A 13,989-nucleotide genomic window follows, 5' to 3' on the forward strand; every position below is an offset into this window, starting at 1 on the left:
GAAGGACTGTTTTCTTCTTTTTAAAATATTAAAAAGTAAAAAGAATGTAATATTTTATAACTATTTACAAATTTCGACAAGTTACTCATTTTTCATATGATATTTTTAGACTGCTACATAAAATTCTATAAATTTACATTTATTTTATTATTTAGGAAATAGAGTGGTTGAATTAAATTATAATAGAAAGAAGATGAAAAACATGAAGAAATGGGTAGTAATTTCTGCAGCAGTCGTAACGATTGGCATGTATACAGCTCCAGCAATAAACATACATGCAACTAATGGTCAAGCACAGGCGCAAGCAATCACAATCAGTGTCAATGCATTAATCGGAAACAAAAGCGGAGACGGGATTTGGACACGCCCATATGGAGAAGCAAATGCAGTTTATAAAGGTGATGTTTCCCTTTATGCCGGAACGATTGTTCATGCTACATCCTCAATAACATATGGATCTACGACATGGTATTTCATTCAAATCAATGGCAAAGATATCGGCTGGGTAGACCATAATGTTTTACAAGAAAACATTCCTTCTGTTTCTCAAGTATCCCAGAAGCAAATTATGGCGAAAACAAACGGGAATGGCATTTGGTCAGCGCCGTATGGGATGGAGGGAGCAAAATATATTGACTCTACCAATAATTATACAGGCAAAGACGTTCAACTCTCGCAACAAATGACGTATAAAAATGTAGTATGGGATCAGTTTTCTGTCGATGGCAAAGCCATCGGCTGGATAGACAGCCGTGCTTTAAGTAATTTGTCAGAAATTACTACCGTAGATGAGCAGCCTGCTGTTATGGGGGAAACACAAGGTAATGGGATATGGACATTGCCATACGGTGTGCCAGGAGCCGAATTTATAGATGTAACGAGTAAATATACATATAGTGATATTGTATTACTAGAAAGTGCAAAGGCTGGATCGGTTACATGGTATAAAGTGTTTGTAAATGGGAAGATCGGCTGGATTGATGCAAAGGCACTCGAGAATGCAAACGGAGTAACTCGGACATATATGGACGTTGTGATAGGAAACACTCCCGATAATGGGATATGGTCAGCGCCTTATGGTATTAAGGGTGCGCAATATATAGATAGCACGCAGAAGCTTGCTTTGCAACAAGTTACTGTTACAAGTACAGTGAAAAGAGGAAATATTAATTGGTATCAAATTCGAAATAAGGATTCGTTAGCTTTTATAGGCTGGATTGATGGGGACAAGGCTGTATCACAATTAAAAGATTTAAGAGATGAAGGGCGTATCGGAATCGTTACCTATTCTGCAAAGGGAGACGGGGTTTGGAGCCTGCCTTACGGGGAATACGGAGCTAGATACTTAGGACCAACGAACAATTATGCGAATCAAACTGTACAAATCGACCAAAGTATAAAAGGCGGAGAAACGATTTGGTATCATATTAGGAATAATAATCAAGATATCGGCTGGGTAGATTCTCGTTTATTTTCTACATTAGATAACGTAAAAGATGAGAATCGTCAAGCTGTCTTAGGTTCGGTAGAAAGCTGGGAGGCGATTTACAAAGTTCCAGAAGGTGAACCAGGTGACGATATATTAGCTTGGGTAAGTGAATACAACTACCAATCTGTTCAAGTGATAAAAAGTGCTAAAATAGGAGACACAATTTGGAACCAAATTCAGCTTAAGAATGGACTGATTGGCTGGGTAAACTCTCGTGTATTATCGAAAGAATACAACGGTTTAGAAAATATAAAAGATGAAAACTATGATGCAGTTGTTCAATACTCGCCAAATGGAGATGGGATTTGGTCTGCTCCTTACGGGGAGCATGCTGCTGAGTATTATGCCCCAACAAATTATTTCAGCAATCAAACGGTACATGTTATTCAAAGTGCAAAAAAAGGAGCAACAACTTGGATCAAATTTGAATTTGCAAATGAGATCATTGGCTGGATGGATGAGCGTGTATTACATACACAGTCTGGCGGATCAACAAACGGTGCTACCTATACAGCTCCAGCAATAAGAGATAAGGCTTATAGTTTAGGATTCTTTAATGATCCAAGTGGAGCTTTAGTGTATAACAAATATGGCGTACAGGGAATTAGTTATTACGATTATGCGAGTTTGTATCCAACTGGCGGGGGCGACACAGATATTCACTTAGAATTATATAAATCTGATTCTGACTTCAATGGTAAATTAAAAGAGTTATTATCCACAATTTTACCAACACAAGGAGAAACCTTCTTTACTATGATTCAGCAAGACAACTCTTCTCGTACACTTACATTAGACGGACGTACGATTAAATTGACTACGAACTCATGGGGATTAAGCATCTCATTTGGTCCGATAAAGAAGTAAATCATTTAATCTTACCAATTCGAAACGAGGGTTCCTACACCCTCGTTTTTGTCATTCTCAGGAAGCTACATTTCTAGAAACAACTTAACAAAAAAATAATACGAATATTTGTTCGTATAAATAGTATTTTTTTCTGTCGCCGTGGTAAAATGTAACTATATGATTTGTAGTTTGGGGAGGTTGAGCGGTTTTGGAAAATACATTTGAAGTTGTGTCCCCGTACTCTCCACAAGGGGACCAGCCAACGGCGATTGAAGAGTTGGTGAAAGGTATAAAGGAAGGAAAGCGACATCAAGTATTGCTTGGTGCGACGGGAACCGGGAAGACCTTTACGGTTTCTAATGTAATTAAACAAGTGAACAAGCCAACGCTTGTTATCGCTCATAATAAGACGTTAGCAGGACAGCTATACAGTGAGCTGAAAGGATTTTTTCCAAATAATGCAGTTGAGTATTTTGTCAGCTATTACGATTACTATCAACCAGAAGCGTATGTACCGCAGACGGATACCTATATCGAAAAGGACTCTAAGGTGAATGACGAAATTGATAAGCTGCGTCACTCGGCGACGTCTTCCTTATTTGAACGACGAGACGTAATTGTAGTTGCTAGTGTGTCGTGCATATACGGTCTCGGTTCACCAGAAGAATATAGCGAACTTGTCGTTTCACTTCGTGTTGGGATGGAAAAAGGTCGCGACCAGCTGCTCCGTCAGCTCGTGGATGTACAGTATGCTCGCAATGATATTGATTTCCAACGCGGAACTTTCCGTGTTCGCGGCGATGTCGTTGAAATATTTCCAGCGTCTCGCGATGAGCATTGTATTCGCATTGAATTTTTTGGAGATGAAATTGACCGCATTCGAGAAGTGGATGCTTTAACAGGAGAAGTGCTTGCAGAAAGAGAACATGTTGCAATCTTTCCGGCATCTCACTTCGTAACTCGTGAAGAGAAACTGCGTGTGGCTATCCAAAATATTGAGAAAGAACTAGAAGAACGGTTAAAGGAATTACGTGAGAATGATAAGCTCCTAGAAGCGCAGCGGCTTGAGCAGCGGACACGTTATGACTTAGAAATGATGCGGGAGATGGGGTTCTGTTCAGGGATTGAAAACTATTCACGCCATTTGACGCTTCGGCCTGCAGGTTCTACACCGTATACGTTGCTAGATTATTTTCCTGATGACTTTCTCGTGGTTATTGATGAGTCGCATGTTATGCTACCGCAATTGCGGGCGATGTATAACGGTGACCAAGCGCGTAAGCAGGTGCTAGTCGATCATGGTTTTCGTTTGCCATCTGCACTCGATAATCGTCCATTAATGTTTCAGGAGTTTGAGAAAACAGTGAAGCAGGCTATTTACGTATCCGCAACGCCGGGACCATATGAGCTTGAGCATGCACCTGAAGTGGTACAGCAAATTATTCGTCCGACTGGATTGCTCGATCCTACGATTACGATTCGTCCAATCGAGGGGCAAATTGATGATCTGCTTGGTGAAATTCAAGACCGTATAGAAAAGCAGGAGCGCGTGTTGGTTACAACCTTAACGAAAAAAATGTCAGAGGATTTGACCGACTTTTTAAAGGATGTCGGCATTAAAGTAAACTATCTTCATTCAGAAGTAAAAACATTAGAACGGATTGAAATTATACGTGACCTTCGGCTTGGAAAGTATGATGTGTTAGTCGGAATTAACCTTCTAAGGGAAGGGCTGGACATTCCTGAAGTTTCGCTCGTTGCTATTTTAGATGCAGATAAAGAAGGCTTCCTTCGTTCAGAGCGGTCTTTAATTCAAACAATTGGGCGTGCAGCACGTAATGAACACGGAAATGTCATTATGTATGCAGATAGGGTAACATCCTCTATGGAGGTTGCCATTAACGAAACGAAGCGACGCCGTGAAGTCCAAGATGCCTTTAATAAGAAGCATGGTATTACTCCGAAAACGATTAAAAAGGAAATTCGCGATGTCATTCGTGCAACTACGGCTGCCGAAGAAGAAGCAGGCTATGATGCAGCGCCTAAGAAGAAGATGAGCAAAACGGAGCGGGCAAATGTCATTGCAAGACTTGAAATGGAAATGAAGGAAGCGGCGCGAGCACTCGACTTCGAGCGTGCGGCTGAGCTTCGCGATCTCATGCTAGAGCTTAAAGCGGAAGGATAGGATAACGTGGCTAACAATCAAATTGTTGTGAAGGGTGCAAGGGCACACAACTTAAAAAATATAGATGTAACGATACCAAGAAATGAGCTTGTTGTTGTAACCGGGCTTTCAGGATCAGGTAAGTCTTCACTTGCCTTCGATACGATTTATGCAGAAGGACAGCGCCGTTATGTCGAATCGCTATCGGCATATGCGCGTCAATTTTTAGGACAAATGGATAAGCCGGACGTGGATGCGATTGAGGGGCTTTCTCCTGCTATTTCTATCGATCAGAAGACAACGAGCCGGAATCCGCGTTCAACGGTCGGAACTGTAACGGAAATTTCCGATTATTTACGTCTTTTGTATGCGAGAATAGGTACGCCAATTTGTCCGAATCATGGAATTGAAATCACATCACAAACGATTGAACAGATGGTGGACCGAATTTTAGAATTTCCAGAGCGTACGAAGCTTCAAGTTCTTGCACCGATTGTGTCAGGACGTAAGGGAACCCATGTGAAGGTATTAGAGGATATTAAAAAGCAAGGATATGTTCGTGTTCGTGCTGATGGTGAGCTTCGTGACTTGTCTGACGATATTGTCCTTGATAAAAATAAAAAACATACGATTGAAGTCATTATTGACCGAATTGTTGTAAAAGACGGCGTTGCAACCCGGCTTGCAGATTCCTTGGAATCTGCGCTGAAGCTAGGAGAAGGGCGCGTTCTGATCGATGTCATTGGCGAAACGGAACTGTTATTTAGCGAGCATCATGCTTGTCCTCATTGCGGATTTTCGATTGGCGAGCTAGAACCGCGCATGTTTTCCTTCAATAGTCCTTTTGGTGCGTGTCCTGCATGCGATGGGCTTGGATCAAAGCTAGAGGTTGATATTGATTTAGTCATTCCGAATTGGGATGTAACGCTGCAAAACCATGCGATTGTCCCATGGGAACCAACGAGCTCCCAATATTATCCACAGATGTTGCAAGCGGTTTGTGATCATTATGGTATTAATATGGACATACCGGTTAAAGATATTCCAAAATCTCAAATGGATAAAATTTTATATGGAAGCGGCGAGGAAAAGATTTATTTTCGTTATGTGAATGACTTCGGGCAAATAAAGGAAAGCAATATTTTGTTTGAAGGTGTCGTAATAAATATTGAACGACGTTATCGCGAAACAAGTTCCGATTATATCCGAGAGCAAATGGAAAAATATATGGCGCAGCAGCCTTGTCCAAAATGTAAAGGCGCTCGCCTAAAGCCAGAGGCATTGGCTGTGTATGTGGGCGAGTCTAATATTGCCGACATTGCGAAGCTGTCAGTGAAAGAGGCTTATGAATTTTTTGATACGATTACATTGACAGAAAAGCAGCAACAAATTGCCCGTTTGGTTCTTCGTGAAATTAAAGAACGGCTTAGCTTTTTAATTAATGTAGGACTTGATTATTTAACGCTGAATCGTTCTGCCGGTACTTTATCTGGAGGAGAGGCGCAGCGTATCCGGCTCGCCACACAAATTGGTTCACGACTTACTGGTGTGCTTTATATTTTAGATGAGCCGTCTATAGGTTTGCATCAACGTGATAATGACCGTTTGATTGCTACACTGCAAAGTATGCGAGATTTAGGTAATACCCTTATTGTCGTGGAGCATGATGAAGATACGATGCTAGCAGCCGATTATTTAATCGATATTGGTCCAGGTGCCGGCATACATGGCGGACAAGTTATTTCTGCTGGCACACCGGAAGAAGTGATGAACGATACGAAATCGCTAACGGGTGATTATTTAGCAGGACGTAAATTTATCCCGATCCCGCAGGAGCGAAGAAAAGGTGATGGCCGTAAAATCGAAATTGTCGGAGCAAAGGAAAATAATCTACGCAATATAAAAGTATCGTTTCCGCTCGGCACTTTTGTTGCTGTAACCGGTGTTTCCGGATCCGGAAAAAGTACACTTATTAATGAAATTTTGTATAAGACGCTTGCGCAAAAACTATATAATGCCAAATCAAAGCCAGGTGTACATAAAGATATCAAAGGGGTAGAATTGCTTGATAAAGTAATTGATATTGATCAATCGCCAATTGGCAGAACCCCTCGTAGTAATCCTGCTACGTATACCGGTGTGTTCGATGATATTCGTGATGTGTTTGCTCATACGAATGAGGCAAAGATGCGCGGTTATCAAAAGGGACGCTTTAGCTTTAATGTAAAAGGCGGGCGCTGCGAAGCATGTCGCGGCGATGGCATTATTAAAATTGAAATGCATTTCCTTCCGGATGTATACGTTCCGTGTGAGGTTTGCCATGGAAAACGATATAACCGTGAAACGTTAGAAGTGAAATATAAGGATAAAAGCATCTCAGACGTTCTCGAAATGACGATTGAGGACGGATTGGAATTTTTCGAAAACATTCCGAAAATAAAACGTAAGCTGCAAACATTAGCAGATGTTGGACTCGGCTATATGAAGCTGGGTCAGCCAGCAACGACCTTATCCGGCGGAGAAGCGCAGCGTGTAAAGCTAGCTTCTGAATTGCATCGTCGTTCAAACGGACGTACGCTTTATATTCTGGATGAGCCTACCACAGGATTACATGTGGATGATATTGCCCGTCTACTAGTCGTATTGCAGCGCCTTGTGGAAAATGGAGATACCGTCCTTGTTATTGAGCATAACCTAGATGTCATTAAAACTGCTGATTACATTATCGACCTCGGCCCAGAAGGCGGTGACAAAGGCGGAAGCATCATCGCAACTGGAACACCAGAGCAAGTCATGAAGGTAACAGGCTCATACACCGCCAAATACTTAAAGCATATTATACAGCGAGATACCGCCCGTATGCAGAAAAAAATAGAACAAGTCGAAATGATGTAAACAAAGCCCGCAGCGCTGAAGCTCTGCGGGCTTTGTTAAGGCGGAATTTATTCCTATTTTATGAATCACTTATCGAAGTTCACATACATTATCATAAGACTTGCACCACGCCATGAACATCTAGAATCGCCAAATATCTGTCTGGTACACCCACTCGAACATGATCCCAATATCGAATTTTTTTGGTGTTTTCCATCTAGATATCGTATTATGGAATAGTGTAAGCATTTGGCTGAAAAGGATGTGCTAAGATGAAATGGATCATTTCCATTTTGATGAATAGTCTTGTATTAATCGTGGTTTCTGGGCTGTTAAAAATCATAGCTCCGAACGCGTTCTATATAGCAAATATTCCGACCGCAATAGTGGCAAGCATTATTTTGTCTATTTTAAATGTGTTTGTAAAGCCATTTTTGGTTTTAATTACGTTGCCGATTACGCTATTTACATTTGGTTTCTTTTTAATCGTAATCAATGCATTTACACTGAAAATTGTAGAAGCCTTGCTTGGTAACGCTTTTCATATACAAGGGTTTGGAACAGCGATTGTAGCAGCGATTTTCATTGCGGTATTAAATATGTTAATTGATAGTACAGTAGTAAGTCCTTTTGCAAAGAAAAATCGAAAATAATCTTACGCAAGAAGCCTGCTTTTATTAAAAACAGGCTTCTTCTTTCTGCCTTCAACTGATAGGTGTTACCCTTGCTGCCATAACAAAATGCTTCCGTTTTCACCTTGCCAGATATGGAAGCTTTTCTTTTGAAAAAATGATACAATAACGCTGTCAGCGATTTAACTAACATACTTATACTTACATACATGGAGGTTCAGCATGCCAAAGGTTCGCACGAAGGATTTAATTGAGTATTTTCGTCTTGATCTTGTAAGTGGTGAGAAGGGGATTCATCGTCCAATTCAAACGAGTGATTTGTCAAGACCAGGTATTGAGATGGCGGGTTTTTTTACATATTATCCTGCTGACCGTGTCCAATTGCTAGGTAAAACGGAAATTACGTTTTTTAATACATTAACGGTGGAACAAAAGAAGGAACGGATGGAAGCATTATGTACGGATGAGACTCCGTGTATTATTGTAACAAGAGGACAAGAGGTTCCACCAGAGCTGCTTCTTGCTTCGCAGCAGTCAAATGTTCCTCTCTTATGTTCAACGCAAAAAACGACGCGCTTAGCCAGTCGATTAACGAACTATCTAGAAGGTAAGCTAGCACCGACAACTGCCATTCACGGTGTACTTGTCGATATATACGGCGTGGGTGTCCTTATTATGGGATCAAGCGGCGTAGGGAAAAGTGAAACGGCCCTTGAGCTTGTAAAGCGTGGGCATCGCCTTGTTGCGGATGACAGCGTAGAAATCAGACAAGAGGATGAGGATACGCTAGTTGGAAGTTCACCGGAACTCATTGAGCATCTTCTTGAAATTCGCGGTCTTGGCATCATTAATGTGATGACATTATTTGGAGCTGGTGCCGTTCGAAATCATAAGCGTATTTCCCTTGCTATTCATCTTGAACTGTGGGATCAAAAGAAAAACTATGATCGCCTAGGGCTTGATGAAGAAAAAATGAAGATTATTGATACAGAGATTACGAAAATTACGCTTCCTGTACGACCTGGACGTAACTTAGCTGTTATTATAGAAGTGGCGGCAATGAATTTCCGTCTGAAACGTATGGGAGTAAATGCAGCACAGCAATTTTCAGAGAGATTAATGAATGCAATTGATTCGGGAGAGTAAGAACAGATAAGACGAGGAGTTGAGAAGATGGATCCTGTAAGTGTGCCCTATTTAAGTCGAGTATTTTTTTATTTAGGGCCGTTCCCTATTTATTGGTATGGCGTTCTCATTGGTACAGGTATGATGCTCGGTCTATGGCTTGCTATACGAGAATCTGACAGAAGAGGTTTGCCGAAGGACACTTTTGTTGATTTAGTTCTATTTGCTATTCCTATTGCTATTATTTGCGCACGTGCGTATTATGTCATTTTTGAATGGGACTACTATGGCAGCAACCCTTCTCAAATCTTTAATATTAGACAGGGCGGATTGGCCATTCATGGCGGTTTAATTGGCGGGGTGTTAACAGGGATTATCTTTGCCCGTGTTCGTCATTTATCATTCTGGAAACTAGCGGATATTGCTGCTCCAAGCATTTTGCTAGGACAAGCAATTGGCCGTTGGGGAAACTTTATGAATCAGGAGGCACATGGCGGACCTGTATCGCGTGCCTTTTTAGAAAGCTTACACTTGCCTAATTTTATTATTAATCAAATGTACATTGATGGTGTATACTATCAGCCTACTTTTTTATATGAATCACTTTGGGATTTTGCTGGCGTTATTTTGCTATTGCTACTTAGAAAAGCGAATCTTCGCTATGGCGAGTTGTTCTTCACCTATTTGACTTGGTATTCAATCGGTCGCTTTTATGTGGAAGGACTTCGAACGGATAGCTTAATGCTAGGACCTCTTCGCGTAGCGCAGGTTGTATCGATTGTACTCGTAGTTCTATCCATTCTTTTCGTATTCGTTCGTCGGAAAATGGGCTATGCAAACAAGCGGTATTTAGAAGAGTAAACCTTAGCAGGCTTTGCTTTTTGAATATATGTAATAAAAACAACTCCCTTTCAAAGAGGGAGTTTATCCATCTTTACGGGTAAGTAAATGTAAAGGAGAGAAGCGATGTGAGACGTACGACGCGCTATCCTGTTACAGGAGCAAATTCACTTTGGCATGTGTTTAAAACCGTACCGTTTTGGAAGGTAATGAAAAACTTTATTATTATACAGTTGGCACGATATACGCCGTTTTTAAATATGAAAAACTGGATGTATCGTACATTTTTACGGATGCAGGTAGGAAAACAAACGTCCTTTGCACTAATGGTGATGCTCGATATTATGTTTCCAGAAAAAATTAAAGTGGGACGCAATACGGTGATTGGCTACAATACAACTCTTCTTGCTCATGAATATTTAATTACGGAGTATCGTCTCGGTGATATTGTCATTGGTGATGAAGTGATGATTGGTGCAAATTGTACCATTCTGCCCGGTGTGAAAATTGGAGATGGCGCAATCGTTTCCGCCGGTACGCTCGTTCACAAGGATGTTCCAGCTGGCTACTTTGTTGGCGGAAATCCGATGCAAGTGATTTATACGAAGGATGAGATGAGGAAAAGAATAAACAAAGAACAAACACTTTCTTAAAAAAAATCAGGTATCTTTACACATAATTTTACATAAAATATAGTGTTTTGTTTCTTATACAATCGTTTATACTTAAACTAGAATATATCGGATATAAGTAGATGGAGGATTTATGGGGAAAAAACAAAGAATGGAAGAAGAGAAGGGACAAGTTATTGTGTTGCAACAATCTGCCCAATTTTTGTATGAAAAAGGAATGAAAGCGTATCGGCAACATAATTTACAGGAAGCGATTAAGTATTTAAAGCGTGCTGCACATACAGAGAAAAAGCCGATGATTTTATGCCAGCTGGCTTCAGCTTTATCGGAAGCTGGGCAATATCATGAATCTAATCAATTTTTAAATCAAGTAATTCGTATAGATTCTTCTATGACGGAATGTTATTACTTTCTAGCCAATAACTATGCCTACCTTGGTTTGTTTCATCAGGCAAAGAAATATGCAGAACGCTATTTAAATGAAGAAGAAGATGGTGAATTTGCCGATGATATTCTCGATCTGCTAGATATAATAGCAGATGAGGAAGAGGATGAGGCTGAATTTGAGGATGAGGACGAGCTCATTTTGCTGCAGGACCAAGCAAATCGCTATATTCGAAATGGTCAGCTGGATGAGGCGATTTCTACGCTTGAAACGATGCTGGAAGAGTATCCTGATTTTTGGGCAGCCTATAATAATTTAGCAATTGCTCGTTTTCAGCTAGGTGAAATTGGAGAAGCTATGCGTATTGTAGAAATGGTTCTTGAGAAAAACCCAGGAAATATACATGCGCTTTGTAATGCGTTGATTTTCTTATACAGTATCGGAGAGGAAACGCAAGTGGAACTGCTAGCCAAGCGACTCGAGAATGTATACCCAATTCTAATCGAGCATCGATTTAAGCTTGGTACAACACTTGCAACGATTGGAAAGTTTGAATCTGCCTATCGATGGTTAAAGCATTTGAAAAGACAAGGATATGAAGGAGAATTTAGCTTCTATTATTGGCTTGCTTATTCAGCTTATATGTGTAATGACAAGAGCGTGGCTGAAAAAACGTGGCACTATGTTGTAGAGATGTATCCCGATAAGAAAGGGAAGGAGCCATGGAACTCTATTGATTTAGCCGACGGCAATCAAAATGTTCTTCTGGCTCAACTGAAGCATTCTCTTGAAAGTGCGAAATGTACGGAAGAAAAAATGCTAGCTCTTTATTTAATGAATGAATTAAAAACGAGTGAGAATGAACAAGTATTCTTCGAAGTGATGCAAGCAGCAGAAAAATCCGTTGTTACCGAATGGGCACGCTATTTCTTTATTGTAAATAGTAAAAAAAGCATTCCTCGTGATCTACGAGTCTATGAAAAATGTGCGCAAATTGCAGATGTTCTATACGAATATTCGAAAAAAGATGACACACTTATTGAAGAATGCTTACAGTTCTGGTTTCGGACGTTTTCAGCTATGTTCGAAACGAATGTTTCGTTTGCAAATATATTTGGATGGTCAGCGGCGATTGAATATATCATTCGTATCCGTCAAAAACAAAACATGACGCAAGCAGAGCTTGGGCATATTTATAATGTAAGCATCTCGACGATACGAAAGTACGTAAAAATCATCAATCAAAAATAGAATGCCCGTACGTTCTTACTAGGCAAATTAATAGAAAAAAGCAGGTTCTGTCAGTATAATGAATGTATATTTTGAAGGAGAGCCATGTTAGAAAAGGAGTGAGAAGGGTGTCAGAAGAAAAAATTTATGACGTAGCGATTATTGGAGCGGGACCAGCAGGAATGACAGCAGCCATTTATACGTCTCGTGCGAATATGAGTACATTAATGATTGAACGAGGTATTCCAGGCGGCCAAATGGCAAATACCGAAGCAATTGAAAATTATCCAGGTTATGAAAGCATTCTAGGACCTGATTTATCTACAAAAATGTTTGACCACGCTAAGTTCTTTGGTGCTGAATATGCGTATGGTGATGTTAAGGAAGTAATTGACGGGAAAGAATACAAAACGATTGTTGCCGGTAAGAAAGAATATAAAGCGCGTGCCATCATTATTGCCAGCGGTGCTGAATATAGAAAGATTGGCGTTCCTGGTGAGAAAGAACTAGGCGGACGCGGTGTTTCTTATTGTGCGGTATGTGACGGAGCGTTCTTTAAAGAAAAAGAACTTGTTGTTGTCGGCGGCGGAGACTCAGCGGTTGAAGAAGGCGTGTATTTAACTCGATTTGCGAAGAAGGTTACGATTGTTCATCGCCGTGATAAACTTCGTGCGCAAAAAATTCTACAAGACCGCGCCTTTGAAAATGAAAAAATTTCGTTTATTTGGAATCACACAGTAAAGCAAATCAATGAAAAAGACGGTAAAGTAGGCAGCTTAACATTAGTTGATGTGAATACAGGGGAAGAGCAAGAATTTAATGCTGACGGTGCATTTATTTATGTAGGGATGCTTCCTCTTACTAAGCCATTTGAAAGCTTACAAATTACCAATGAAGTGGGCTATATCGTAACGAACGATCAAATGGAAACGAAGATTCCGGGAATCTTTGCAGCAGGAGACGTTCGTGAAAAAACACTTCGTCAAGTTGTAACTGCTACGGGTGACGGCAGCATTGCTGCACAAGCAGCCCAGCATTATGTGGAAGAACTAGTAGAAGAATTAAAAGCTGTTAAATAAGATGTAATTTTCCTACCGTAATAGGAAGCTGAACTACTAAAATCAAATACAGCAAAAAAGGCATAGGTGTATATCCTATGCCTTTTTATGTAAAGTAATGAGTCGTATTTTTTACAATGCCACAACATCGCCTTCATTGTGACAAACTACTTTTGATAGTATAATAAGGGGAAGATAATCACGAAAGTAGACTTGCTCGTTTTAGTTGAGGTGAAAATCTATGCAAAGAATTACAAACTGTATTTTAGTGAAGGATAATAGGGTTCTTTTATTGCAAAAGCCGCGTCGTGGCTGGTGGGTGGCTCCCGGTGGAAAGATGGAAAGTGGAGAACATATCCGTGAAGCAGTTGTACGCGAGTTTCAAGAAGAAACTGCGATAGAGATAAAAAATCCTACTCTTAAAGGTGTATTTACTTTCGTCATTCAGGAAAACAATCAAACGGTATCTGAGTGGATGATGTTTTCCTTTCTTGCTGCAGAGCATATCGGAAACAACAACCATATATGTGATGAAGGTACGTTAGAATGGCATTCTACGGAAGCGATTGCCTCGTTACCTATGGCAGCAGGAGATCGTCGTATTATAGATTATGTGTTGCATGGTAACGGAATTTTATATGGAACGTTTGTATATACACCGGATTTTGAGTTGATTTCATATCGCCTGGATCCGAGCTAAAGGGGAGACGA

General features: G+C 40.4%; 10 protein-coding genes. All 10 read left to right on the forward strand.

Annotation, left to right across the window (positions count from 1 at the left end):
* Positions 1-202: 202 nt before the first annotated feature.
* The 10 genes from ACM5BR_RS13335 (at position 203) to ACM5BR_RS13380 (ending at position 13,978) form a co-directional block, all read left to right on the forward strand.
* Positions 203-2,356 carry a GW domain-containing glycosaminoglycan-binding protein gene (locus tag ACM5BR_RS13335; RefSeq protein WP_416828448.1) on the forward strand — a complete coding sequence of 718 codons (2,154 nt, stop codon included), beginning with the start codon at positions 203-205 and terminating at the stop codon, positions 2,354-2,356.
* Between the two features lie 190 nt (positions 2,357-2,546).
* Entirely contained in the window at positions 2,547-4,523 is a 1,977-nt protein-coding gene (uvrB, locus tag ACM5BR_RS13340) for an excinuclease ABC subunit UvrB (protein WP_416828449.1), read from the forward strand.
* 6 nt (positions 4,524-4,529) lie between these two features.
* On the forward strand, positions 4,530-7,397 hold the full coding sequence (gene uvrA / locus ACM5BR_RS13345) for an excinuclease ABC subunit UvrA (protein WP_416828450.1): 2,868 nt from the start codon (positions 4,530-4,532) through the stop codon (positions 7,395-7,397).
* Positions 7,398-7,648: 251 nt separating this feature from the next.
* Positions 7,649-8,029, forward strand: a complete 381-nt coding sequence (locus ACM5BR_RS13350) for a phage holin family protein (RefSeq protein ID WP_416828451.1) — start codon at positions 7,649-7,651, stop codon at positions 8,027-8,029.
* A gap of 201 nt (positions 8,030-8,230) precedes the next feature.
* Positions 8,231-9,154, forward strand: a complete 924-nt coding sequence (gene hprK / locus ACM5BR_RS13355) for an HPr(Ser) kinase/phosphatase (RefSeq protein WP_416828452.1) — start codon at positions 8,231-8,233, stop codon at positions 9,152-9,154.
* A gap of 27 nt (positions 9,155-9,181) precedes the next feature.
* Entirely contained in the window at positions 9,182-9,994 is an 813-nt protein-coding gene (lgt, locus tag ACM5BR_RS13360; protein ID WP_416828453.1) for a prolipoprotein diacylglyceryl transferase, read from the forward strand.
* Between the two features lie 107 nt (positions 9,995-10,101).
* The gene (locus ACM5BR_RS13365; protein WP_416828454.1) at positions 10,102-10,626 is read left to right on the forward strand and encodes an acyltransferase; all 525 of its coding nucleotides are present in this window, start codon (positions 10,102-10,104) and stop codon (positions 10,624-10,626) included.
* Between the two features lie 112 nt (positions 10,627-10,738).
* Complete coding sequence (locus tag ACM5BR_RS13370; RefSeq protein ID WP_416828455.1) at positions 10,739-12,241, forward strand: tetratricopeptide repeat protein; 1,503 nt, start codon at positions 10,739-10,741, stop codon at positions 12,239-12,241.
* Positions 12,242-12,348: 107 nt separating this feature from the next.
* On the forward strand, positions 12,349-13,299 hold the full coding sequence (gene trxB / locus ACM5BR_RS13375; RefSeq protein WP_416828456.1) for a thioredoxin-disulfide reductase: 951 nt from the start codon (positions 12,349-12,351) through the stop codon (positions 13,297-13,299).
* Positions 13,300-13,519: 220 nt separating this feature from the next.
* Positions 13,520-13,978, forward strand: a complete 459-nt coding sequence (locus ACM5BR_RS13380) for an NUDIX hydrolase (RefSeq protein WP_416828457.1) — start codon at positions 13,520-13,522, stop codon at positions 13,976-13,978.
* Positions 13,979-13,989: the final 11 nt, after the last annotated feature.

It is taken from the genome of Ectobacillus polymachus (assembly GCF_048159605.1).
Classification (GTDB): domain Bacteria; phylum Bacillota; class Bacilli; order Bacillales; family Bacillaceae_G; genus Ectobacillus; species Ectobacillus polymachus.